The sequence below is a fragment of the Bartonella rattimassiliensis 15908 genome, assembly GCF_000278215.1.
Lineage (GTDB): Bacteria > Pseudomonadota > Alphaproteobacteria > Rhizobiales > Rhizobiaceae > Bartonella > Bartonella rattimassiliensis.
Window position 1 is genome coordinate 140438 of the sequence record NZ_JH725068.1, and the last position, 24865, is coordinate 165302.

Consider the following 24865-nt stretch of genomic DNA (forward strand, 5'->3'; position numbering starts at 1 on the left):
TCAAATTCGATCAATAAAATTAAATGGGAGATCTACATCATTTTTCAACTTGAATAGTTTCCAGTAAATTTTTCAATGAGGCAGAAACGTAGCTGTGCATATCAGCGCGTGCCAAAGAAAATGCAACATTAGCTTCAATAAAACCGGCTTTAGAACCGCAATCAAAAATGCGCCCCTCTAATTGCAAACCCCAAAAACCCTGTTCGTTTGAAAGCCGTATCATAGCATCTGTTAATTGAATTTCATTTCCTGCTCCTCGTTCTTGAGTGGAAAGAATATTAAAAATTTCTGGCTGTAAAATATAACGTCCAATGATGTACAAATTTGACGGTGCCGTTCCTTGCACTGGTTTCTCTACCATTCTTGTAATTTCAAAACCATTTGCAATCTGTTTGCCTTTCCCAACAATACCATATTTATGGGTATCTATGGGATCGCACTCCTGAACTGCTATAATATTCCCCCCACCCACCTTTTCATAAAGGCTCATCATCTCAGAAAGGCACCCCTTTTTCGTTTGTATCAACATATCGGGTAATAACAAAGCAAAAGGTTCCTCTGCAACTAATTCACGCGCACACCAAAGAGCATGCCCTAATCCCAAAGGTCGCTGTTGCCGTGTGAAGGAAGTTGTTCCTGGCAACAGCTGTAAACGGTATAAGTGCGCAAGATCTTCTTTCCTTCCACACTCAGCAAGCGTCGTATATAATTCAACTTGCGCATCAAAATAATCTTCAATAACTGCTTTGTTGCGTCCAGTCACAAAAATAAAATGCTCAATACCAGCCTCTCGTGCCTCATCCACAACATATTGAATAACAGGTTTATCAACAACTGTTAGCATTTCTTTAGGAATCGTTTTTGTTGCAGGAAGAAAACGGGTACCAAGACCTGCAACAGGAAAGACTGCTTTTCGAATTTTACGCACACTCACCCTCCTCAATGAATTCATATAACCTTTTTATTTATCACATGTTTTTACAAAATAGTAAAAAAGATATCTTATTATTTTGATTATCATCATAATAGGCAATCAAAAATGTAAAAAAGAAGATAGGAGAATTTATTGAAAGAATTAAAATGAATTTGTTCCAGTTTTCTCCTCTTCTTGATCATATTATTGATAAAACTAAATATACAATAAAGAAAGTTATTGCACATCTAATAAATTGAATATTAATGGGGATTTAAAATGCAAAAAACAGAATTGAAGACTTTCTCTTTTTTAGAGAAGTCGATAAATCAGAGAACGCTTATCACTGGTTTCGTCGTTTTTTTATCTGCTTTTTTTATGTTTTTTGCACCCTTTGCGTATGCTGATAGCGGATTTAAACACTGGATTAAAGAGTTTAAACAAACAGCTATTGCTCACAATATTAGTCCCTCTACGTTTCATATGGCTTTTAAAGGCATTAATACTATTGATCCAGGAGTTTTAAAAAGCGCCGCATACCAACCGGAATTTATCGCTCCTTCATGGAATTACTTTGATAATCGTGTTCATGATATTGCAATTATAGAAGGGCGGCGTCAAACTCAAAAATGGAATAAATGGCTCCTTCAAATTGAAAAACGTTTTGGTGTTGACCGAAATATCCTGCTTGCTATTTGGTCAATGGAAAGCAACTATGGGAAAGTTTTAACCAATAAAAATGCCCTGCGTGATACCATTCGCTCACTCGCAACTCTAGCCTATGCTGATAAAAAACGTGCAAAATATGCACATACACAACTGATTGCTGCTTTGAAAATTCTACAAAGTGGCGAAATTAAACGCTCTCAACTCACTGGATCTTGGGCTGGTGCATTGGGACATACACAATTTATTCCAAGCAGTTATCTCGTCTATGCTGTTGATATGGACCAAGATGGACGGCGTGATATATGGAACTCTGTTCCAGATGCTCTGGCTACTGCTGCTAATCTTCTCCACAAAAATGGCTGGAAACCTAATCTTATTTGGGGAATAGAGGTAAAAGTACCACAGGGGAAAAGCCTTCCTGAAGGCTGGCACTCCTTTGAACAATGGAAAAAATTAGGTGTAAAACACGCAAATGGGCATCCTCTTCCTACATTAACTGAGCAAGCAACGTTAAAATATCCAGATGGAACAAAAGGACCTATATTTTTAGTAACAAAAAATTTCTTTGTTTTAAAACGTTATAATAATGCAGATCGTTATGCTCTTGCTGTTTCCCTTCTTGCTGATCGCATTGCTGGAAATCCCGGACTGGTGCATGATTGGCAAAGACCTTTTCAACCGCTTACTTTTCAAGAATGTAAAGAACTACAATCTCACTTAAGTGCACTGGGTTATTATAAAGGGAATGTTGATGGAAAAATTGGAACAGCCTCTCGTAAAGCAATTAAAGCTTTTCAACTGCGTCACGGTCTAAAAGCAAATGGATATCCATCATCTCAAGTGCTTCTTCTCCTTCGCAAACAATAATGGAGAGTAAGGTTTTGTCTCTTTTTCGCCGGCTATATTTGATGTTCCTATTCTTTTCATTTTTTATTGTGGCGATCATACAACCATCCCCAAGTAAAGCAACAAACTTCTTCAAATGGTTGTCACAACATAACAAACAGGTACAGCAACCACCACAAATTATAAAACAAAAAACAGATAAGCTACAAAAAAAGATTGTAACACAAAAAAGCGCACAAAAGCTAAAAAACGAGAATGCAAAGCGTATTCTTGTCATAGGGGATTTTATAGCTTATGCTGTTGCCGATGCACTTAAAAAGTTTTTTACGAATAATAGGGATATTATTATCATAAATAAAACAAAACCCGCTTCCGGCTTAGTTCGAACTGATTATTATTCTTGGCAAAACAACATTTCTAAACTCATTGATCAAAATAACCCTGATGTTATTATCATGATGATCGGTGCAAATGATAATCAAACAATCAAAAACTCTGATAGCATGATTAATACAAATCAATCAGAATGGGTGCGCATTTACAAACAAAGAATTATTGAAATTGCTGAAAATCTTCAGACCTCTGGAAAATCATGGATATGGATAGGTCAACCCGCCTTTAGAAGTGATCTTTTGACACAAAAAATGAAAGTTTTTAATGCACTCTACAAACAAGAAACAGAAACAGCAGGAGGATATTTTCTCGACATTTGGAATGGCTTTAGTGACAAAGAAGGAAATTTTTCTTTTTCAGGCTATGGTATTAATGGAGAAATAGTCAAATTACGCACCAATAATGGCATGCATTTCACCCCTGAAGGAAAAGAAAAACTTGTCTCTTATTTACAAAAACCATTGAAAAATATTTTAAATTTTCATACCTTTTCTCACGAAGATCCACATTCAACCGATCAAGTTATTCAAAAACTTATACAAAAATCAAAAAATCAAGAGCCGAGTAATATTATACGTCAACCTCCAATAAGCCTCGATAACATGGCACAACAAAACACTCATCTGTTAGGCAAAAGAAAATCAAGTTTTATAGAAAAATCATGGTTTCCCCTCAATGGGTATCAAAAAGACCGAGCTGATAATTTTTCTTTCCCATGAATGTCCTGTTTAAAATAAAAAATCTAATTTTCCCTCATAAAGAGGAAGCGAATAATATAAAAATACTATTTACATCCTATCATGAAGAAAAGATTTGCATAAATTGTAACGCTATCCTTTCAGGAACATGAAAAGAGATTGTGCTAACCCATACCGTTATATCTCACAATCCACGTTCATTAATCATTGCTTCTGGTAAAGGCATCCGTCCCCGAAAAGCTTTATATAGTTCCTCTGGATCGCGGCTTCCCCCAGCAGAATAAATAAAACGCTTTAAAAGATCAGCAAGCTCTGAATTAAAAGCATCACCTTTTTCTTCAAATGCTTGAAAAGCATCAGCACCTAGCACTTCTGACCACATATAAGAATAATAACCAGCAGCATAACCATCCCCTGAAAACACATGCATAAAATGTGGAGGACGATGACGCATAATAATTGTATCAGGCATTTGCAACTTTTCCAATTCTTTATGTTCAAAAATTGTTGGATCAGTTACTGTTTCTCCTTGGTGAAAAGCCATATCTACCAAAGCTGATGAGATAAACTCCACCGCGAAAAATCCAGCATTAAATGTCTGTGCCGCCAAAATTTTATCTATCAACTCTTGTGGCATAGGAAGACCTGTTTTTGTATGGATAGCATACGATTTTAATATCTCTGGTACGGTTAACCAATGTTCATAAAGTTGAGAAGGAAGTTCAACAAAATCACGTGAAACAGATGTTCCCGCTACAGACGGCCATGTTACATCAGAAAGCAAACCATGCAATGCATGCCCAAATTCATGGAAAAGTGTACGTGCATCATCAAGGGATAAAAGCGCAATCTCCCCTTTAGAAGGTTTAGCAAAATTACAAATATTATAGATAATAGGTTTTTGCCCGCCATTTAACTTAGACTGCGATTGCAATTGGCTCATCCATGCACCAGAACGTTTTGAAGAGCGTGCAAAATAATCACCAATAAAAAGCCCAAGCAAGCTTCCATCAGATTTCTTTACTTCCCACAAACGCGCATCAGAATGCCAGAGTGCAACAGCATTTTTTTCTTCAAAGGTAATGCCAAAGAGTTTTTCTGCTACTCCAAAAGCTGCTTTAATTATGCGATCAAGCTGAAAATAATATTTAAGTTCAGCGTCATCAAAAGAAAATTTTTCGGTGCGAAGTTTTTCAGCATAATAACGCCAATCCGAAGCAGTTAAAGATTCATTGCTTCCTTGATTGTTGGCAAAATTTTGTAATTCAATTTGTTCAGCAGAAGCCTTTGCTCTTGCTCGCTCCCATACAGGCATAAGCAAATCCATAACTGAATCAACACTTTTAGCCATGGTATTATCGAGTTTTAAATCTGCAAAAGACTTATAGCCCAATAATTTAGCTTGCTCATCTCGAAGGGCAACAATCTCTAAAATAATTGTTCGATTATCGTTCTTATTATTATTTTCACCACGTTTAACCCATGCCTGAAATGCAACCTCACGCAAATCACGACGATCAGAGAATTTTAAAAAAGGTTCAATAATTGAGCGTATTAATGTTAATGCATAAGCTTCTTCATTGCCTCTTTCGCGCGCAATCGCCTTCATTGAAGCAATAAGATCTTCCGGCAAACCAGATAAATCTGTTCGTTTTAAAAATAAAATCCATTCAGCTTCATCGTTTAAGACATTTTGCCCAAAAGTAGCATTTAAAAAAGCAAGCCTTTCATTAATTTCCACAAGCCGTTTCTTAGATTTTTCATCTAATTTCGCACCATGACAAACAAACTTTTTCCACCATAATTCAAGAACACGTGTTGTTTCACTCTCAAATATACCCTGTTGCGACTGTTTATAAAGCTCATCTATTTTCGCAAATATCCGCGCATCCATCATCATTTTTGAAGAATAACGGGAAAGTTTTACAACGAACTCTTGTTCTAACTGTTGAATCAATGCATTCGTATGAGCACTAGTGCGCAAGAAAAATATTGAACAGACACGATTAAGCATTCGACCACAAAGCTCAAAAGGTTGCAAAAAATTCTCAAGCGTTGGTGGTTCTTGCGCTATCGCAATCACTTCTAGCTCTTCTTCAGCTTCTTGAAAGGCCTGTTCAAAAGCTGGTTTAAAATCTTCATCACTTATAGAAGAAAAATCAGGAAGACCTGAAAAGCCCTTCCAGTCCAGCACTGCCTCTTTTGTCATAATATTTTATGTCTCCACATTTATATATATAAATTTAAGCTGTAATAATTATATTTACGACACAAATTGATAATATACTAAAAAACAAGAATTTTCATGCTTACGAAACAAAATATTCATTTATAAGATATTTTATCGTTTTCATATAGAAAAAAAAATCTGACGATCATGAGATTCTCTCACTTCAAACCATATTATATTGAATTGATATAAGCTTATTCACTTGTACAGCACAAGTATGAATTGCGTCTTATATAAAAATTATTGCAGAAAGGTATAATCTCTACTCTTGACAAAATATGGCTGTAGATTCTTTTAAAAATCGCAAAACTGTACTGAAGAAATGAAGAAAAAAATTAGAACTGATTTTTACATTATATTATTCCCAAATTAAGCTGTACTCTCATTTCAATGATTCAGAAACTTGTTTATAATTTATAATTTATCCTTGACTTTACTTTAAATATTAACAATTGGGAGTATAATTGGGGATTTTTTTAAAATCTTCCATCAGTTTTTGCTTTTATCTCATCTATTATCTGACTTACAATTCTCAGACTCTTCAGGAGGTACTTTATCATGACTGACATTAAAACGGTCTTCGACTTCAAAAATTTTTCCCCTGAAGCTTTCGCTGAAAAATTACAAAATCAGCATTTTGCAGACTCTATTGATATCATCAATGATCTCGATATCATGGAACGTATAACTATTCTTAGTCTTTTGCCTCTTGAGTATGTTATCGAACTTTTTGATAAACCAGAACTTGAGAACCCTGCTGCTATCCTAGAACTTCTTCCTATAAATCGTGCTGTTGAAATTCTTGATGGTATGTCTGCAGATGCTGCTGCAGACGTTTTTCAAGAAATAGATAAAGAAACCCGCACACGGCTTTATGCCTTGCTGAAACCCTTAACGCGCGCTGAACTTAAAAAACTCACCAGTTATCCTGATCATACAGCAGGAGCACTGATGACAACAGAGTTTATAGCGGTTCCTTCAAATTGGACCATAAAAAAAACTTTAGAGCACATTCGTGAAGTCGAGCGGACACGTGAAACCGTTTATACCAGCTATGTAATTGACCCCAAAACAGGCACTCTTCTCAAAGCCGTTTCACTGCGTAATCTCATTCTTGCTTCACCTGATGAGCAAATTCTTAATGTCCCTACCCATGACTCACCTATTACAATATCGCCCTTCACAGATCATGAGGATATCGCACGCCTTTTCCAACGCCATGACCTTCTCTCTGTACCTGTTGTTGATGAAAATAATCATGTCATTGGCATTGTAACCGTTGATGACGTGCTTGACACTATGGTCGATGAGATGAGTGAAGATGCCTATAAATTTGGAGGTATGGAAGCGCTTAATAAGCCCTATATGCAAATCAAATTTCCTGAAATGATGAAAAAACGCGGTGGCTGGCTTGCTTTACTCTTTATCGGTGAGATGCTGACAGCAAGCGCTATGCAATATTTCGAAACAGAACTCGAAAAAGCGATTATTCTTACACTATTCATTCCGCTCATTATGAGTTCAGGAGGAAATTCCGGCTCACAGGCTACATCTCTTATTATCCGTGCATTGGCTTTACGTGAACTCACGCTGAAAGACTGGTGGAAAGTTATCATTCGTGAAATTCCAACAGGACTATCCCTTGGTCTCTTACTTGGAATTATTGGCATTATGCGTATCACTCTTTGGCAACAACTCGGTATCTACGACTATGGCCAACATTGGATTGCTGTTTCAACAACAGTGGGTATAGCTTTAATTGGCATCGTTACCTTCGGTTCTCTCTCTGGGTCGATGCTGCCTTTTATCCTAAAAGGTTTAAAATTTGATCCAGCAAGTGCTTCTGCTCCTTTTGTGGCAACTTTAGTAGATGTCATGGGCATTATAATCTATTTTTCTGTAGCTTCCCTCATTTTATCAGGAACTCTTCTTTAAGCATGTGAAGTAAAAATGCATTTTTATGAAAAAATCTTGTCATATAACCTAAGATTTTTCCATAAGAAAATAAGCTCTATTATTTGTTTTCTAGCACACCGCTTCATAGGCAATATATTGTTTTATAATGGTAATTCATATATTTCTATAGTGAATAATAACGGTGAATACTGTGAGATGATCCTATCATAAACCTTCTCATATAAAATTAATTAAAGCTATCTTTTTGCATATCTAAAATAAAACTAAAAATAATGGAAAAGATGAGAATTTTCCTTCGAGTCCCGAATATCCTTTCTAAATAAAATTGTATTCCAGTTTCATAAATAAATCAAACAGATATACGCAATACTCTTACTCCAATCTGTCAGACAAAATTTAAAACTTCTTATAAAGTTCTTAATCGTTTAATATTGATCTCAAATATGCGGTTGTATTAGATTTACATGTTAATTTACATGCTCCCCAAAAAGCAAAAGCTTTATTAGAATAAAAATTTCATAAAGCTGGCGATATTCGGCACAGATTGAAAGATATTCCAGATTTTTATCAATCCTTTGCAAAATAAAAAATATAACGCTATTAGCTTTACATTTACTTATCCTTACAGACGTTCATATAAATTTCTCACGTCTATTCATAAAAATCACATTGATGATGATTTATGGACACTTTTTGGCTCGAGAATAACCTATATCCGTACTATAAAAGTTCTTCTATGAAACTGCACCAATCGATGCTCAATAGAGCATTAAAAACTTGGATGAATCGTTTTGCCATAAAAATATTACCTCCATCTTTCAATATTATAAAAAAACATGTACAAGACTTTTTAATCGTCAGGTAAAGAATGTAAAAACTTTGCCGCAAATGAAATTTCATTAAACGAAAAGAAAAGAAGAAAATTTATGCAATTGCGTAACATTGCCATCATTGCCCACGTTGACCATGGAAAAACAACGCTTGTAGATGGACTTCTCAAGCAATCAGGAAACTTCCGTGACAATCAGCGTACAAGTGAACGTATGATGGATTCAAATGATATTGAAAAAGAACGTGGAATTACAATTCTAGCGAAAGTGACATCTGTTGTTTGGAAAGATACTCGAGTTAACATTGTTGATACACCAGGACATGCCGATTTTGGTGGAGAAGTTGAACGTATTCTAAACATGGTTGATGGAGCAATCGTACTCGTTGATGCTGCTGAAGGACCAATGCCACAAACAAAATTCGTCGTTGGTAAAGCCCTGAAAGTAGGATTACGCCCTATTGTTGCTATTAATAAAATTGACCGACCTGATGCACGCGTTGATGAAGTTATTAATGAGGTCTTTGACCTTTTCGCCGCTCTTGATGCGACCGATGAACAGCTTGATTTTCCTGTTCTTTATGGTTCAGGACGCGATGGATGGATGGCTGAAGCCCCTGAAGGACCAAAAGATCAAGGACTGGGGCCTTTATTTGATCTTGTGACACGACATGTTCCTCATCCTAGTGTAGCAGAAGGACCATTCTGCATGATTGGAACTATTCTTGAAGCAGATCCGTTTTTGGGACGAATTATTACAGGGCGTATTCATTCTGGCTCTTTAAAACCCAATCAAAATGTCAAGGTTCTTGGACAAGATGGAAAACTTTTAGAAACTGGGCGTATTTCAAAAATTTTAGCATTTCGTGGTCTAGAACGGCAATCTATTGAAGAAGGAAATGCTGGTGATATTGTTGCGATTGCTGGTCTACAAAAAGGTACCGTTGCTGATACTTTCTGTGATCCTACTGTTAATGAACCCCTTATTGCCCAACCCATTGATCCTCCGACTGTTACGATGAGTTTTCTCGTTAACGATAGTCCCCTTGCAGGAACTGAAGGAGATAAAGTGACAAGCCGTGTCATCCGTGACCGTTTGTTAAAAGAAGCAGAAGGCAATGTTGCTCTTAAAATTGAAGAATCAGCCGATAAAGATTCTTTCTACGTCTCAGGACGAGGAGAACTACAACTTGCAGTTCTTATTGAAAATATGCGCCGCGAAGGATTTGAGCTTAGTGTTTCACGTCCACGTGTTGTGATGCAAAAAGATGAAAGTGGAATAACTCTCGAGCCAATTGAAGAAGTTGTTATCGATGTTGATGAAGAATATTCTGGTTCTGTTGTACAAAAAATGTCTGAACGTAAAGGCCAAATGGTGGAATTACGTCCTTCTGGAGGTAATCGTGTCCGCCTTATTTTTTACGCGCCTACTCGAGGACTCATTGGTTATCAATCTGAACTTTTAACGGATACACGTGGTACAGCAATTATGAATCGCCTTTTCCATGCTTATGAACCTTATAAAGGAGATATTGCTGGTCGTGTTAATGGTGTTATGATTTCAAATGATAATGGTGAATCTGTTGCCTATGCTCTTTTTAATCTTGAAGATCGTGGACATATGATTATTGATGCAGGTGTAAAGGTCTATCAGGGTATGATTATTGGTATCCACTCACGGAATAATGATTTAGAAGTCAATGTGTTAAAAGGAAAAAAACTCACTAATATGCGTGCTTCCGGAAAAGATGAAGCCATAAAGTTAACCCCTCCCATTAAAATGACATTAGAACGTGCCTTATCGTGGATACAAGATGATGAGCTTGTAGAAGTAACTCCTAAAAATATTCGTCTCCGTAAACTCTATCTTGATCCCAATGAACGTAAACGTTTCGAAAAAACACTTACAACAATTTCAAGCTAATTTTATAATCTCTTTAGTATAATATTTGATTGTATTGAGCCTCACTCTATCTTAGAAAGGATATCTCTATGAATATTAAGGAAATACCCGTAGGCAAAAATCCACCAGAAGATATTAATGTTATTGTGGAAGTCTCTCTTGGTGGTCAACCAATAAAATATGAAATGGATAAAAAGTCGGGTGCATTATTTGTTGACCGTTTTCTTCATACATCAATGGTTTATCCTGGAAATTATGGTTTTATCCCTCATACACTTTCAGATGATGGCGATCCTATTGATGTCCTTATCTGTAATACCCGTCCACTTATGCCTGGTTGTGTTATCAATGTTCGCCCCATCGGGGTTCTGATGATGGAAGATGATGGTGGTAAAGATGAAAAAATTATTGCCATTCCTACTCCAAAATTAACAAAACGCTATATCAATATTCATGAATACACAGATCTTCCTGAAATTACACTCAAACAAATTGAACATTTCTTCCAATATTACAAAGATCTAGAACCTGGAAAATGGACAAAAATTGAAGGGTGGCGTGATAAAAACTTTGCTCATGAATTGATTAAGCAAGCTGTTGAGTGCAATAAAAAATGTAATGATTTTAATAAGATAAAGCCTACTTTATAGGCTTTATTATTTATTTTTCTGCGAAATACAATCTGTGAAGGATTGCCATATTTGCTTTAACTCTTCTAAATGTGTTGAAAAATAAAGTTGTTTGTAGCGAGATGTTGTACCGTTTTTCAGCGTAATAGAAGAAGATGGAATTTTCCACTGCTTCGCAAGAAATTTAATGAGCGCTTTATTGGCTTTTCCATCTTCAGGAACAGCGCGAAGGTGGATAATCAAATATCGTTTCTCACCATCTCTACATTCAATCCCTATTATTTTATCAACAGATGATTTTGGAATGAGGTATATAAACAAAACCACACCATTTTTATCAACTTGATAAAACATGTATTCGCCTTAAGTAATGTCTCTATAAATACATGCCTTCGTAAGCATGCCACATGAAGGTACGAATAAAATAAATAATAATGAACACTACAATAGGCGAAATATCAATTGTTCCCAAATTTGGTAAAATCCGTCGGATACGACTTAAAACGGGATTTGTAAGACTATATAGAAAATTTTCTATCAAAATAACAAAGCGATTACGCGGATTTATGATATTAAAAACATAAAGCCAAGAAAAAATGACACTGGCAATTAAAATATCAATATAAATATTAAAAATTAAATCAATTGCTCGGAGCAATGCATAAATCATGCGTTATCCCTTTCAATCAAGGAAACAGAAGAACGTAAAAAAGCCTTCTCAACGTAAGTCTGTATGTCAAATAATGGTTTTACACTTTAATATTCTTTTCTTGAATAAAAACCAAATATCCAAATTTTTCATCTCTCTATTTAATGATGATGAAGCTAGAAAAAATATTAAAATTAAAAACAGCGCGTTAAAATAGAAGAAATGACAAACACTCTGAGGGCCTTAAAAGCTCTCAATATTGCTTATAGAATTAATTTAAAATCTTATCATTTTAATTATCAATATATAAAAATATAAAAAAGTACACCCTAAAAACGGCCTTAAAAGGCCGCTCTTATTGTATTTTTAAATTATTTCTGCAAAGCAGTTAAACGATTAAGAGCATTGCTAAAACCATTCAGTTGAATAAATAAATCATTTAAAGGTGGTTCACCTGCTGCAGCAACTGTCATCGCCAACTTTAATTGCTTTCCTGCACGTAAAGCTGCTATATGACTTTTATCAAAAATGACTGGCACCATGCAACCTGCTGGTACACAAGTCCTTATACCAGTTTCAATAACAGCTTTTCCTTCATCAACTTGTAAAAGAACAGGTTTAGAAACCAAAATACCAAAAGGAACAGTTAAACTACCTGATAAAACACCTTCAGCATCGAGAATAAGACTCATAGCCACAACAACACGTCCTTGATCATTCATTTCTTGACGGTGCATAAAGCAAACTTTTTTTCCTTCTTGTATACCACAGCTAATGGTCCACAAGCCATAGGTTTCAGTCAAAGAAGACGCACCATTGGGCAATGTAGCTGCCACTGGCTTGCTTGCTGCTGGCTTTGAATCTGAAGCAAATACAACAGATGAGATACTCAAAAAAGTACAAACTATCAGTAAATTAAATAACTTTTTCATTTTATATTCCTGTTCTTTACATAAAAGAGAAACGTGTTTATTATTTATATTATAATATGAAGCATCTTAATAAAAAAGCTTTCTTATAATTATATAGCTTTTATAATGATCCAAGGCTACCTCGAAATTCGCTGACAATTTTCATATAAACATGCTTTTTAAAAGAGACAACAATCAAAGGAAGGTTTTCTAGATCTATCCATTTCCATTGATCAAACTCCGCTTTATTGCCATTTGGCGGTGGATTAATTGCAATTTCACAAATCTCTCCCGTAAACTGGAAAGCAAACCATTTTTGCATTTGCCCACGATATTTGTTGCTTAATGTGCTTCCAACAAGTTCTTGTGGAAAATCATAATAAAACCAATTTTGTGATTCTTTAATAAACTTTACAGATTGAATACCCGTTTCTTCATAAAGTTCACGATATGCTGCATCTAATGGTTTTTCATCAGCATCAATCCCTCCTTGAGGAAGCTGCCAACGATGAGACATCTCAACACCTGCATGAACAGGCGCTATTAAACGACGCCCCACCCAAACTTTACCCTCATGATTAAAGACAACAATCCCAACACATTTACGATAAGGAAGAATCTTTAAATTAATACCTGCATCCATTTAATATTCCTCAAACGCGCAAGCTATGGATCTCATTTCTCACTTTAATACATCCTTATTAGGATCAGGTGGAAATGCTGCATTGGCCATTTCACCTCGTAACAATTTATAAGCCTCATTCAATTGAATATCATCCTTAGGATCTTTCGGAACAAAAGCAGCTGAACCAGATCCTTTATTACTTTCTCGTTTTCCTTTGATATGTCCTTTTAATGCAGACTCACCAACTTTTACATCATAACCCTTATATTTTTCAGGAAGTGGTTGCTCTACAATAATATCAGGTGTGATTCCTGTTCCTTGAATAGACGTACCAGATGGCGTGTAATAAAGTGCTGTTGTTAAGCGTAAAGCCCCATTTTCACCCAAAGGAATAATTGTTTGAACAGACCCTTTACCAAAAGACTGCGTCCCTAAAATTGTTGCACGACGATGATCTTGTAGTGCACCTGCAACAATTTCAGAAGCACTTGCCGAACCACCATTAATGAGGACAATGAGCGGTTTTCCATTAGTGACATCACCTGGTTTCGCATCAAATCTTGTCACATCACTCTTTTTACGTCCACGAGTCGACACAATCTCACCTTTATTGAGAAAAGCACTCGAAACATTAACAGCTTGATCTAAAAGCCCACCAGGATTAAGCCGCAAATCAAGAACGTAACCTTTTAGCTTATCTTCAGGAATTTGAGATTGAATATCTTTAATTGCCGCTAGAAGATTACCCAACGTTTGCTCAGAAAATTGGATAACTCTTAAATATCCAATATCGCCCTCAATGCGATATTTCACCGCTTTCACTTTGATAATATCACGAATAATTTTAACTTCAAATGGCTTATCAACACCAGAACGAATAATTGTTAAGGTAATGGGCGTTCCGGGAGCCCCTCGCATCTTATTAACAGCTTCATTCAATGTTTGACCATGCGTTTGTACATCATCAATTTTTGAAATCAGGTCTCCTGATAAAATACCTGCTTTTGAAGCAGGAGTATCATCCATCGGGGAAACAACTTTAAGTAAATTTTTCTCCATAGTGACCTCAATACCAAGACCGCCGAATTCTCCTTTCGTAGAATCACGCATATCTTTAGCTTCTTCAGCATTCAAATAAGATGAATGAGGATCAAGTGATGTGAGCATACCATTGATAGCATTCTCAATAAGCTTTTTATCATCTGGAACCGTCACGTATTGCACACGCACACGCTCAAATATATCGCCAAATATGGCCAGCTGCTTATATGCATTACCTTCATTATTTGCAGCAACAGACTGCACCATAACCATTGAATAGGCGCCGAGCAATACCCCAGCGACCAAAAGAATAACTTTACGAATCATTTTGGTTCCTTCTCGTCTTTTCAGTCTGCCACCAAGGAGTTGGATTTACAGGTTTCCCCTGCTTTCTAAACTCAATGTAAAGCATTGGAGCAGTTTTGCCTATATCCAATGCAACACTATTCGCAATAAATTGCATTCCCATCATACCTAGAGGCTCACCTGAAAGAACAAACTGCCCTTGTTTAACATTAATTCTCGACATTCCAGTAAGAATGATATGATAGCCATTTCCAACATTGAGAATGATTAACTGTCCGTAAGAACGAAATGGCCCAGCAAAAGCAATAAAAGCATCCGCAGGTGATATAATAATAGCTCCTGGCTCTGTTTCTATCATTTCACCAAAGCGCGTAATCTTCGAATTCTTATGAGAATATCGAATGCTTTTCCCTGAAACAGGGAAAAGTAGAGAACCTCTTCGGCTTTTAAAATTCGACTGCTCTAATAATTGTAAATTTTTCCGTACCTGTATTGATAAATCAGAGCTAAGTTTTGACTGACGATCAAGCTCTAAAATCAATTCCTCTAAAGACTGCGCTTCTTTAGCAAGAGCAATATTTTCTTGTTGCTGTTCTGTAAGTTCTTTTTCTGACTTTTTTTGTAATTTGTTTTTTTTGTCTAACAAAAGCTCTAAACGTTTTCGCTGCTCTGCTTGATTTTGCAGTTTCGTCTTTAATACCGTATATTCCATAGTAATGGAATTGCTCAAATTGGTCAATTCCTTGAGTTTCTCTGTTAAATCTCGTGTTTTCTCGTGCATCTGAGGAATAACAGAGCCTAATAAAATAGAACTACGCATAGAAGCCAATACATCCTCTGGCTGTATCATAAGAGCAGGAGGCGGATTTAATCCCATACGTTCTAAAATTGCGAGAACTTCCGCAAATTCAGAGCGACGATTTTTTAAACTTTGATAGACTTGTACTTGCTTTTCTATCATTTTTTTTAGCTTTTCTTCCCTTTTAGCAATATCATTTGCTATTATACGTTCTTCTTTAGCAACCTTGATGAGTGCATCACTCAAAATACGTTGATCTTCTTTCAAATGCTCAACTTGATGCGTAAGAAAAGTAATTCGCTCATGCGAAATTGAAATATTTTGGCGAATTTCTTCCAAAGCTTTATGTGCCGTCGTACTACTCATTATATCTTCCGCATGCGATACAGAAAAACAAAAAAATATACTCAAGAGTAGAATGACAAAGATCACACATTCCCCATATAAATATCGCATCTTTCTATGAAGAAGCTTTTTCATTTGCCCAATCATTACACCTCATCGTATATATTAGAGATGCTTTAAACGATGTCGGCTAAAACAATATTAATAAATATATAAATAACTGCTAAAAATTGCACAAAAATATTAAAAACGATGATATGGATGGTGATTTGCAATTGTTACAGTGCGGTAAAGTTGTTCTGTAATAAGAATACGCGCAATTTGATGCGGCCATGTCATAAAACCAAAAGATAAAAGGAAATTAGCACGATTTCTTATCCGTTCATGATGCCCATCAGGTCCCCCCAATGCAATGATGACATCTCTAATGCCCTCATCACGATAAAACCCCAATTTTTCAGCAAAAGCAGCTGAAGAAATCGACTCTCCACGCTCATCTAACACAATTAATTGACACTTTTCAGGTAAAAATTCAATAAGCCTATTCCCCTCTTCCTCCATGCGTTGATACGCTGTTTGAGCACGACTTTCTGGTATTTCGTGTAACTTTTTAAAATGAAATCCTACAATACCAGAACTTTTAGAAAAACGATCCAAATAATGTTGAACCAATTTCTGTTCTGCTCCACTTTTCATACGACCAACCGCAAAAATAGAAATTTGCATTTTAAGAATTTTCGAAGAGAACCAATGTTGTATTGTTTAAATCCGGAGCCATCCACATCTTTTCTAAATTATAAAAAAGGCGAACTTCCGGACGAAAAAGATGAATGATAATATCACCTGTATCAATCAATACCCAATCACCTCCAGCAAGCCCCTCTACACGTGCGAGACCTTGCCCACTGTCTTTCCAAGTACGTAATAAATGATCAGCAATAGAAGATACATGACGCTGCGAATGTGCTGAAGCTATGACCATATAATCAGCTAAAGATGACTTTCCTTGAATATCAATAGAAACAATATCTTCCGCTTTTGTATCTTCTAAACTCTTGAGAATAATTTCAAAACTATCATTAACAGAAAAAACTTCTTTTTCTTTTGAAGACTTAATAGAGTGTTGGTGTTCAAAGTTTTTCAGCTCAATATCCTTTCTTATCGTTGTGGAATGTAGAAAAGAAACTTCCTTGAAAAAAGCAGAATTTTATAAATTTTTCAAGAAAAATTAATCTTTTTCAAACGAAGATTTGTTGAAGATTGAAAAGATAAAGGTCCATGCAAATAAGTCCAAACTGGTGGTTTTATAAAAGGTAATCGCTTACTTTCTCTTTCATCTAAACGAAACTGGCGATAAATTTGTGCCATAGGAGAAGAAAGTGCTGACCTATTACTTAAAGGACGATCAATAATCGCAATAGGAAGCATAGAGACAATATCACGCCATCGATACCAATGATGAATCGTTGTAAAACTATCTGCCCCCATAATCCATACAAAATTTACACTACTGTGCTGGTTAAGAATATGAAAAATCGTATCTACCGATACTTTACTCCCTATAGCCTTTTCAAAACCTGTTAAGCGAATTTTCGGATGATCAATAAGTTTAAAACTTAATCGCATTCTCTCCTCTAAGGAAAGTAACTGTGTACAATCCTTTAAAGGATTCCCTGGACTAACCATCCACCATAACTGATCAAGATGCAAACGCCGAATAGCAATTTTTGCAACAAGAAGATGCCCTGCATGCGGAGGATTAAAAGAACCACCAAAAAGACCTACAACATTAGACCTTTCAACATGTGGCATAGTATTTTTCCACGAGAAAAATGGAGTTTTCAAGATCTAATCTGACCATTTCCTTTAACATGATATTGAAATGATGTTAGCTGTTCAACACCTATGGGACCACGTGCATGCATTTTTCCTGTTGCGATACCAATTTCCATTCCAAAACCAAATTCACCTCCATCAGCAAATTGTGTAGATGCATTATGTAATAAAATAGCTGAATCCAAATGATTAAAAAAATCCTTCACCACTTCCAAATCCTCAGCAATAATCGATTCTGTATGTCCTGATGAATAACGCTTGATATGAGAAATGGCTCCCTCAACCCCCTCAACTGTTTTAACAGAAAGAATAGCATCAAGATATTCACACGACCAATCTTCTTCAGAGGCTAATTTTACATCGGGCATAAGAAATACAATATCTTCTGTAGCACGAATTTCACACCCCTTCTCCTGTAAAGCAGTCAAAACAGGAAGAAACTTTTTTAATGCTTGGCTATCAATGAGAACTGTCTCAACAGCACCACATATACCTGTCCGACGCAACTTCGCATTTAAAACAATATTGCGTGCCATATCTAAATCTGCAGATTTATCAATATAAATATGACAAAGTCCCTCTAAATGGGCAAAAATTGGAACACGTGCATCAGACTGAATGCGCGCAATAAGATTCTTTCCACCACGTGGTACAATCACATCAATCGCTCCACCCAATCCTTTGAGCATTTCCCCAACGGCAGCACGATCTGTCGTTCCAACCATTTGAATCGCATCTTTAGGTAGACCAGAGCGCTCTAAACCTTGTACTAATGCTAAATGAAGAACATGTGAAGAATGAAAACTATCCGAACCACCGCGTAAAATCGCAGCATTGCCAGATTTTAAGCACAAAGCACTTGCATCAATTGTAACATTTGGGCGACTTTCATAAATAATGCCAATCACACCAAGTGGTGTCCGGACACGACTTATATGAAGCCCATTTGGGCGTATCCACGCACTCATAACCTGTCCAATAGGATCAGATAAACGAGCAACTTGGCGAACACTATCTATCATTGTACCCAAACGTAATTCATCTAATTTGAGCCGATCAACCATTGCGGCTTTCAAATTATTCTGAGCAGCCTTCTCTAAATCTAGACAATTTGCCCGTAAAATTTCATCTGAGTGAGCCTCTAGGCTTAAAGCAATCATTTCCAATGCATTGTTCTTTTGCTCAGAAGAAGCAACAGCCAATGCTGCAGCGGCATAACGTGCTTTTTTCCCCATATCTTTCATTTGTTCTTCTAAAGTCATTGTATCATCCACTCTGTCAAAACAATAAAAACAAAAGTAACTTTTTTAAACAGAATTGGCAAAGCAGCGTAAAATCATATCATTACGATGCACCATGGCAGAGCGTGCCTCATACCCAAGAATAGATTCTATTTCTTCGCTTTTACGTCCTATAATGCGTACAGCTTCATCTTTGCCATAACTTACAAGTCCACGCGCAATCTCAACCCCATTTGTATCAACAATTGCAACCGTATCCCCACGATGGAAATTTCCCTCAACGGCAATAACCCCTGCTGCTAATAATGATTTTCCTGATTTAAGAGCCTTAATGGCTCCTTGATCAATCGTCAAAATACCAGACGGATCCAAATGACCAGAGATCCATGTTTTCCAAGCACTAACAGATTTCTCACCGGCCGCAAAAAAACTTTTACGTTCACCTTTGTCAATTGCCGCAAGGGGATTCATACGCTTACCTGAAGTAATAATCATCGCCGTTCCAGCAGCATTGGCTATCTTCCCAGCATCAAGCTTGGTCTTCATTCCTCCCCGTGAAAACTCTGAAGCAGAAACGTCTGCCATTTTTTCAATATCATGTGTAATAGACGTAACAAAAGGAATAAATTCAGCCGTCGGATCACAATGGGGAGACTTTGTATAAAGACCATCAATATCAGATAAAAGTATTAAAAGATCTGCCCCCATCATTGTTGCCACACGGGCAGCTAAACGATCATTATCACCATAACGAATTTCATTTGTTGCAACAGTATCATTCTCATTAATAACAGGCACTGCTCCCAAACGTAAAAGCACATTAATCGTTGCACGTGCATTGAGATAACGTTTTCGCTCTTCCGTATCAAATAAAGTGAGTAAAATCTGACCTGTTTTGAATCCATGTTGTGCAAGCGCATCACCATAGCTTTTTGCTAACTCGATTTGCCCCAAAGCAGCACATGCCTGACTTTCTTCCAGTTTCAAAGTTCCCTTAGGCAACTGTAGCAACGTTCTTCCTAAAGCAATAGCACCTGAAGACACCAATAATATCTCTACACCTTCTTTGTGCAATTCAACAACATCACTGATCAAGCTTTGAAGCCATTCAACCCTTAGACCTTTCTGAGGATCAACTAAAAGCGCAGATCCAATTTTGACCACAATACGTTTATACTGGATAAGTTTTCGCAATCCAACAGTCATCTCAATCAATCCTGCTATCTCCGTCGATTGCTTCTTTATCTGACATTTCAATAATATGTGCACCAGCACGCAGTACGTTTTCTAAACCTTCGCGACTAACCGCAGAAAACATTATAATAGGTCGATCCGTTACTCTTCGCAAAGCTTCTTGTTTCTTTTTACGCTCTTCATGAGTGAGTGTATCTATCTGGCTTAAAGCTACAACTTCAGTCTTATCACTTAGACTATTACCATAGGCCTCAAGTTCATTACGCACAATTTGATACGCTTTTGCTACATCTTCTTCTTGAGCAGAAACCAAATGAAGGAGGACACGACAACGTTCCACATGTCCTAAAAAACGATCTCCAATTCCCACACCTTCATGAGCTCCTTCAATTAATCCTGGAATATCAGCCATAACAAATTCACGACCATCAATCCGCACAACACCAAGATGAGGATGTAGAGTGGTAAAAGGATAATCTGCAATTTTTGGTTTTGCAGCCGTCACAGAAGCTAAAAAAGTTGATTTTCCAGCATTGGGTAAACCAACAAGCCCTGCATCAGCAATTAACTTCAAACGAAGCCACACCACCCGTTCTTCTCCAGCTAAACCTGGATTTGCGCGACGCGGTGCCCGATTTGTAGATGTTGTAAAATGAAGATTGCCAAAACCACCATTTCCTCCTTTTGCAAGACGATAACGTTGCCCCACTTCCGTTAAATCACAGATTAATGTTGTATTATCTTCTTCAAAAATCTGCGTCCCAACCGGAACCTTAAGGATGATATCATCACCCTTTTCGCCAGTCATATTACGCCCTTTGCCATGACCTCCTGTTTTCGCTTTAAAATGTTGTTGGTAGCGATAATCAATCAGTGTGTTAAGCCCATCAACAACAAAAGCCCAAACATCACCACCCCGTCCACCATTCCCCCCATCAGGTCCCCCAAATTCTATGAATTTTTCACGGCGAAATGACACTGCTCCGGAACCTCCATTACCAGAACGAATATAAACTTTAGCTTGATCAAGAAATTTCATTGGCAGCGCTCACTGAAGAATAAATCTCTTTATCTCTATAGATAATACATTAATTTTACCAGTTTTTCATCATTGATAACAGAGACACCCTTAATATCGCCGATAACCATTAAAAAAAATCATCATATTTAAATACGTAAATAAAGTTAAGTCTTCTTAAAAGAAGATTCTATTCTTGTATTTTTGTTTTTCCCTTAAATTCAAGCGCTAGAAGATAAAGCTCCACTGATTCTGATCGGCTTGCCGGTGGTTTTACATGATAGACTTTTTTAAAATGTTGTTTTAATATCGTGAGAAGAGTGTTCTCTGCCCCTCCTTGAAAAGCTTTTGCTAAAAAATGTCCCCCAGGCTTAAGGACCGAAAGAGAAAAATCAGCTGCAACTTCACACAAATAAATCGTTCTTAAATGATCTGTCTGACGATGACCTATTGTTGGCGCTGCCATATCAGAAAGAACTACATCCGGTTTTGTCCCTAACGTTTTAATTAATTTATGCGGTGCATTTGCATGCAAAAAATCCATTTCCAACATCGCAACTCTAGGCAATGGATCAACATGCAAATAATCAATCCCAACGACACTCGGCTTTTCATCACTTGACCCTACTATACGCTCAACCACCTGACACCATCCCCCAGGGGCTGCTCCTAGATCAATAACCTTTTGACCTTTTTTCAAAAACTTATAACGCTCATTAATTTCGATGAGTTTATAAGCCGCACGCGAACGATAACCATCTATTTTTGATTGATGGACATAAGGATCATTCAGGTGCCTCTCTAACCATCGCCGTGATGAAGCTTTAATGGTTCCTGCTTTCTTTTTTACACGCTGATATAATTCATGTGACCCTGAACCTCCATAACCACCCTTGGGCATTTTTGCTGTTTTTTTCATCGTTATTCATTGGCTCCATATTTAATTCTCTAACGCTTGAAAGCTTTACGCTTCCCATGATGACTCCATACACCATCGCGTAACATCAGCTCTATCAAAATTCCTTCTCTTAATCCACGATCAGCAACTCTTACACGCTGACTTGGCCAAACCTCTCGAATAACATCTAAAATTGCACAACCAGCTACAACTAAATCGGCTCTCCCGCGCCCAATAAAAGGATTTATCACACGTTTTTCTATATCCCATGACAATAGACGTTTCGTCATAAGAGTAATGTCTGCATCATTCATCCAAATGCCATCCACTTTTTTCCTATCATAACGCTCTAAATTAAGATACATTCCAGCTAAAGTCGTAACCGTACCGGAAGTTCCTAAAAGATAAAACTTCGAACCTTGCGCTAACTCTCCTAATTTATGACGATCTGAAAAATTATTTAACAACCTTCGCACATAGCTTTTCATTGTTTCAAAATCATCTAAACTAATGTTATTCCTTCCAAAACGTTCAGCAAGCGTAACAACACCAACAGGCAGAGAAGTCCAAGCAATAATTTGTCCAGCTAAACGAAAAGAATGCTTTTGAGAAACATCAAGAAGCACAATTTCTGATGATCCACCTCCAATATCAAAAAGCACAATTGCGTCAGTATTTGGCTCAACAAGCGTACTGCATCCTGTAACAGCAAAACGCGCTTCTGTTTGCCGATCAATAATTTCCAATTCAAGACCGGTCTCATCCAAAACACGTTGAATAAAATTTCTACCATTTTCTGCTGAACGGCAAGCTTCCGTTGCAATCAAGCGATAACGCTTAATATACCTTTGTTTTAGCTTTAAACGACAAACCTTTAATGCCTCAATCGTACGATCCATAGCTTGCGTATTAAGAAAACCGTTATTTATTAATCCTTCTCCCAATCGTACAATACGAGAAAAAGCATCAACAACATGAAAATATCCAGGTTTACTCGGAGATGCGATAAGAAGACGACAATTATTCGTTCCTAGATCAAGTGCTGCATAAAGAGGTGGAGACTTGACTTGAGAGAACCGTGGAAAAAAAGGCATTTTAAGTTTTTTTGTTTTTTGAGCACCTATCATTGTCTGACTATAAACTTCAAAAGCTTTCTTCGATTGAGTAAAAAACTGTTTCTGTTTACACTGTTTCTTTCTCTGTCGTCCCTTTATATCAACAAGGAGAGAGCTGGATTCTCTTCGTGATAATGCAGAACAATTATTTTTATTACTACCATACTGATCATACAGTTGATCTGCTTCAGTATTATATGTTTCCCCTTGCTTTGACTTTTTTGCACCATAATTTAATGGGGTCATTTCTCTTATCCTTTGAGCGCTTCCCCCAATAAATAAACGCGAAAACTCTTCTGCTCATGCTAAATAAAGCAAAAATACAGCATCAAATGATAAATACAAGAAGCCTTTCTTCTTTTTCTATCATTAAAATTTTCTATGCTAGCATCATTCAGATTTTTGTATAATTTTTTGGTTGTTTCTGTGAAACTATACTTCTCTTTATGAACTTAAAACTATAAATTAATCATTTACGTTCGTATCAAATTTTGTAAATTATGTTCTTTTCTTTATACTATTTACGCGGAGAATATCTCTGTTGTAACAAATTAGCGCTATCATACCTCTTTGCTGGCTCCTAATTTTGCAACAACTTTTACTTTTTTCTTCAACAGCTTTATCCACACCCTAATCTTATTTGTTATATGCAACAAAATAGCTTTGATTATGTTGGAATAAAATTTTTTGTACTAAAAAATGTAATTCTGTTATCACATGAATACAAAGAAAAACTACCATGTAAAAAGTTTTTTAGGATTATAATTTATCTATTATTATAACACTTCAATTGAAAAATATTAATGCTTAAACAGACCGCTTTAAAAATTCATATGAAGCTTAAAAAAAAAGAGCTACCCTATAAATTATTGCATGGAAGTCGTATTTTTATTTATTTAAAATTGAGTATTTCTGATAATTTCTTATTTCTAACAACTAATGCAATAACTCTAGTTTGATCTTCTATTATATATAAATCACACTTATTGTGCTTTATATTCAAAAACTTCTACTCTTTCATAAATCACCTCTATATTATCTTACATAAGAGTTCTTACTTATTTTACATTACAATTTACATTAAAAAATATAGTCTAATAATTTATGAAAAATAACTATCATTAAAAATACTCTATAGATTTTAAGGGCTCAAAGAATTAAGTGCTGCACTTAACCCTTTAAATGGTACAGTAAAAGAAAACACCTTTCCCTCTTTAAGCTTATAGGAAATACGTACTTTATTATTTTGTTCTATTTGTTTAGTAAAAACCGGTCCTACAGGTGACTGTGCCAAACAAACTATTTCATTACATTGCGTATAATGAATAAGAATAGGTTTTTTTATACCCTTCACAAACATTTGAATCGGAACCTTTATATCAGAATTTGGTAATGTTCGAAAAAGCATCACCGCTTGACCATTTGTCGTCGAAACAAGCGACCAACTAAAAATGGTATTTCCTTCCTGATCATGAACAGCCTGTGTCACATTACATATACCTTGCTTAAGTTTTTGTTTTTCATCACAAATCAAAGTCCAATCATAAAACTGCATAATAATTCGACGGGTTTCACCAGGTTCACCCTTAGGTATCGATAGGCGCGGTGGATGTACTGTATAAATATTATTGTTCTCATCAGCAAAGCTCTCGCCCTTGCCTATTAAGGCAAGAGAAAACATAACCGTCGCTAACATACTTCTCTTTTTTATAATACTCATTTTTTCTATTATCATCTTAACCTCAAAGTAACTCCAGCACCTATACCCCAATGCCCTCCAGCACTTGTCACTGACAGATTTGAGCGAATCTTTCCATCTTCAGATGTATAACCTGCACCAACAGCAAATGCCGATTGACT

23 protein-coding genes are annotated in these 24865 nt (G+C 36.4%); 5 read left to right on the forward strand and 18 right to left on the reverse strand.

Annotated features, from left to right (window positions below; genetic code table 11):
- Positions 1-37: 37 nt before the first annotated feature.
- On the reverse strand, positions 38-928 hold the full coding sequence (locus MCY_RS07120; protein ID WP_007347696.1) for a UTP--glucose-1-phosphate uridylyltransferase: 891 nt from the start codon (positions 926-928) through the stop codon (positions 38-40).
- Positions 929-1192: 264 nt separating this feature from the next.
- Here MCY_RS07120 and MCY_RS07125 point away from each other — a divergent pair, with 264 nt between their 5' ends.
- Positions 1193-2449 (forward strand): lytic murein transglycosylase, encoded by a 1257-nt coding sequence (locus tag MCY_RS07125; protein ID WP_007347697.1) that lies wholly within the window; start codon positions 1193-1195, stop codon positions 2447-2449.
- Between the two features lie 14 nt (positions 2450-2463).
- Positions 2464-3540, forward strand: coding sequence for an SGNH/GDSL hydrolase family protein (locus tag MCY_RS07130; protein ID WP_026088043.1), 1077 nt, complete (start codon positions 2464-2466; stop codon positions 3538-3540).
- Positions 3541-3703: 163 nt separating this feature from the next.
- Here MCY_RS07130 and MCY_RS07135 read toward each other — a convergent pair whose 3' ends face one another.
- Positions 3704-5728 carry a M3 family metallopeptidase gene (locus MCY_RS07135; RefSeq protein WP_007347699.1) on the reverse strand — a complete coding sequence of 675 codons (2025 nt, stop codon included), beginning with the start codon at positions 5726-5728 and terminating at the stop codon, positions 3704-3706.
- A 579-nt stretch (positions 5729-6307) separates the two neighbouring features.
- Here MCY_RS07135 and mgtE point away from each other — a divergent pair.
- From mgtE to ppa, 3 genes are all read left to right on the forward strand, one after another.
- A complete protein-coding gene (mgtE, locus tag MCY_RS07140; RefSeq protein WP_007347700.1) occupies positions 6308-7684 on the forward strand; it encodes a magnesium transporter in 1377 nt (458 codons plus the stop codon).
- Positions 7685-8592: 908 nt separating this feature from the next.
- Positions 8593-10419, forward strand: a complete 1827-nt coding sequence (gene typA, locus MCY_RS07145) for a translational GTPase TypA (RefSeq protein WP_007347701.1) — start codon at positions 8593-8595, stop codon at positions 10417-10419.
- 68 nt (positions 10420-10487) lie between these two features.
- The gene (ppa, locus tag MCY_RS07150) at positions 10488-11048 is read left to right on the forward strand and encodes an inorganic diphosphatase (RefSeq protein ID WP_007347702.1); all 561 of its coding nucleotides are present in this window, start codon (positions 10488-10490) and stop codon (positions 11046-11048) included.
- A 6-nt stretch (positions 11049-11054) separates the two neighbouring features.
- Here ppa and MCY_RS07155 read toward each other — a convergent pair whose 3' ends face one another.
- The 16 genes from MCY_RS07155 to MCY_RS10350 all read right to left on the reverse strand — a co-directional run.
- Complete coding sequence (locus MCY_RS07155; RefSeq protein WP_007347703.1) at positions 11055-11381, reverse strand: DUF167 domain-containing protein; 327 nt, start codon at positions 11379-11381, stop codon at positions 11055-11057.
- Between the two features lie 22 nt (positions 11382-11403).
- A complete protein-coding gene (locus MCY_RS07160) occupies positions 11404-11697 on the reverse strand; it encodes a YggT family protein (protein WP_007347704.1) in 294 nt (97 codons plus the stop codon).
- 350 nt (positions 11698-12047) lie between these two features.
- Positions 12048-12608: an invasion associated locus B family protein gene (locus MCY_RS07170; RefSeq protein ID WP_007347705.1), complete on the reverse strand. Its 561-nt coding sequence runs from the start codon at positions 12606-12608 to the stop codon at positions 12048-12050.
- Between the two features lie 100 nt (positions 12609-12708).
- Positions 12709-13230 (reverse strand): RNA pyrophosphohydrolase, encoded by a 522-nt coding sequence (locus tag MCY_RS07175; protein ID WP_007347706.1) that lies wholly within the window; start codon positions 13228-13230, stop codon positions 12709-12711.
- Between the two features lie 39 nt (positions 13231-13269).
- Positions 13270-14580 (reverse strand): S41 family peptidase, encoded by a 1311-nt coding sequence (locus MCY_RS07180; RefSeq protein WP_007347707.1) that lies wholly within the window; start codon positions 14578-14580, stop codon positions 13270-13272.
- Complete coding sequence (locus tag MCY_RS07185; protein WP_007347708.1) at positions 14570-15850, reverse strand: murein hydrolase activator EnvC family protein; 1281 nt, start codon at positions 15848-15850, stop codon at positions 14570-14572. Before MCY_RS07185 ends, MCY_RS07180 begins: the two co-directional genes overlap by 11 nt.
- A 96-nt stretch (positions 15851-15946) precedes the next feature.
- Complete coding sequence (gene rlmH, locus MCY_RS07190) at positions 15947-16429, reverse strand: 23S rRNA (pseudouridine(1915)-N(3))-methyltransferase RlmH (RefSeq protein ID WP_007347709.1); 483 nt, start codon at positions 16427-16429, stop codon at positions 15947-15949.
- A 1-nt stretch (position 16430) separates the two neighbouring features.
- Positions 16431-16853 (reverse strand): ribosome silencing factor, encoded by a 423-nt coding sequence (gene rsfS, locus MCY_RS07195; RefSeq protein ID WP_026088042.1) that lies wholly within the window; start codon positions 16851-16853, stop codon positions 16431-16433.
- Between the two features lie 68 nt (positions 16854-16921).
- Positions 16922-17515, reverse strand: a complete 594-nt coding sequence (locus MCY_RS07200; protein WP_007347711.1) for a nicotinate-nucleotide adenylyltransferase — start codon at positions 17513-17515, stop codon at positions 16922-16924.
- Positions 17516-17544: 29 nt separating this feature from the next.
- A complete protein-coding gene (locus MCY_RS07205) occupies positions 17545-18801 on the reverse strand; it encodes a glutamate-5-semialdehyde dehydrogenase (RefSeq protein ID WP_007347712.1) in 1257 nt (418 codons plus the stop codon).
- 45 nt (positions 18802-18846) lie between these two features.
- Positions 18847-19986: a glutamate 5-kinase gene (gene proB / locus MCY_RS07210; protein ID WP_007347713.1), complete on the reverse strand. Its 1140-nt coding sequence runs from the start codon at positions 19984-19986 to the stop codon at positions 18847-18849.
- Position 19987: 1 nt separating this feature from the next.
- Entirely contained in the window at positions 19988-21013 is a 1026-nt protein-coding gene (gene obgE, locus MCY_RS07215) for a GTPase ObgE (RefSeq protein ID WP_007347714.1), read from the reverse strand.
- A gap of 169 nt (positions 21014-21182) precedes the next feature.
- On the reverse strand, positions 21183-21911 hold the full coding sequence (locus MCY_RS07220; RefSeq protein WP_007347715.1) for an RlmE family RNA methyltransferase: 729 nt from the start codon (positions 21909-21911) through the stop codon (positions 21183-21185).
- A 29-nt stretch (positions 21912-21940) separates the two neighbouring features.
- Complete coding sequence (locus MCY_RS07225) at positions 21941-23251, reverse strand: Ppx/GppA phosphatase family protein (RefSeq protein WP_007347716.1); 1311 nt, start codon at positions 23249-23251, stop codon at positions 21941-21943.
- Positions 23252-24146: 895 nt separating this feature from the next.
- Positions 24147-24740 (reverse strand): invasion associated locus B family protein, encoded by a 594-nt coding sequence (locus MCY_RS07230; protein WP_007347717.1) that lies wholly within the window; start codon positions 24738-24740, stop codon positions 24147-24149.
- The coding region (locus MCY_RS10350) for a YadA-like family protein (protein WP_007347718.1) at positions 24737-24865 on the reverse strand (129 nt) is incomplete at its 5' end. The genes MCY_RS10350 and MCY_RS07230, both read right to left, overlap by 4 nt.

Excerpts from the sequence above, each read along its gene's own strand:
- MCY_RS07175 (WP_007347706.1), bottom strand. The coding sequence starts at position 13,230 with ATGGATGCAGGTATTAATTTAAAGATTCTTCCTTATCGTAAATGTGTT.
- rlmH (WP_007347709.1), bottom strand. The coding sequence starts at position 16,429 with ATGCAAATTTCTATTTTTGCGGTTGGTCGTATGAAAAGTGGAGCAGAA.
- typA (WP_007347701.1), top strand. The coding sequence starts at position 8,593 with ATGCAATTGCGTAACATTGCCATCATTGCCCACGTTGACCATGGAAAA.
- MCY_RS07180 (WP_007347707.1), bottom strand. The coding sequence starts at position 14,580 with ATGATTCGTAAAGTTATTCTTTTGGTCGCTGGGGTATTGCTCGGCGCC.
- MCY_RS07200 (WP_007347711.1), bottom strand. The coding sequence starts at position 17,515 with ATGCCACATGTTGAAAGGTCTAATGTTGTAGGTCTTTTTGGTGGTTCT.
- MCY_RS07185 (WP_007347708.1), bottom strand. The coding sequence starts at position 15,850 with ATGATTGGGCAAATGAAAAAGCTTCTTCATAGAAAGATGCGATATTTA.
- MCY_RS07160 (WP_007347704.1), bottom strand. The coding sequence starts at position 11,697 with ATGATTTATGCATTGCTCCGAGCAATTGATTTAATTTTTAATATTTAT.
- proB (WP_007347713.1), bottom strand. The coding sequence starts at position 19,986 with ATGACTGTTGGATTGCGAAAACTTATCCAGTATAAACGTATTGTGGTC.
- MCY_RS07205 (WP_007347712.1), bottom strand. The coding sequence starts at position 18,801 with ATGACTTTAGAAGAACAAATGAAAGATATGGGGAAAAAAGCACGTTAT.
- MCY_RS07220 (WP_007347715.1), bottom strand. The coding sequence starts at position 21,911 with ATGAAAAAAACAGCAAAAATGCCCAAGGGTGGTTATGGAGGTTCAGGG.
- obgE (WP_007347714.1), bottom strand. The coding sequence starts at position 21,013 with ATGAAATTTCTTGATCAAGCTAAAGTTTATATTCGTTCTGGTAATGGA.
- MCY_RS07135 (WP_007347699.1), bottom strand. The coding sequence starts at position 5,728 with ATGACAAAAGAGGCAGTGCTGGACTGGAAGGGCTTTTCAGGTCTTCCT.
- mgtE (WP_007347700.1), top strand. The coding sequence starts at position 6,308 with ATGACTGACATTAAAACGGTCTTCGACTTCAAAAATTTTTCCCCTGAA.
- MCY_RS07155 (WP_007347703.1), bottom strand. The coding sequence starts at position 11,381 with ATGTTTTATCAAGTTGATAAAAATGGTGTGGTTTTGTTTATATACCTC.
- MCY_RS07230 (WP_007347717.1), bottom strand. The coding sequence starts at position 24,740 with ATGATAATAGAAAAAATGAGTATTATAAAAAAGAGAAGTATGTTAGCG.
- MCY_RS07170 (WP_007347705.1), bottom strand. The coding sequence starts at position 12,608 with ATGAAAAAGTTATTTAATTTACTGATAGTTTGTACTTTTTTGAGTATC.
- MCY_RS07225 (WP_007347716.1), bottom strand. The coding sequence starts at position 23,251 with ATGACCCCATTAAATTATGGTGCAAAAAAGTCAAAGCAAGGGGAAACA.
- MCY_RS07125 (WP_007347697.1), top strand. The coding sequence starts at position 1,193 with ATGCAAAAAACAGAATTGAAGACTTTCTCTTTTTTAGAGAAGTCGATA.
- ppa (WP_007347702.1), top strand. The coding sequence starts at position 10,488 with ATGAATATTAAGGAAATACCCGTAGGCAAAAATCCACCAGAAGATATT.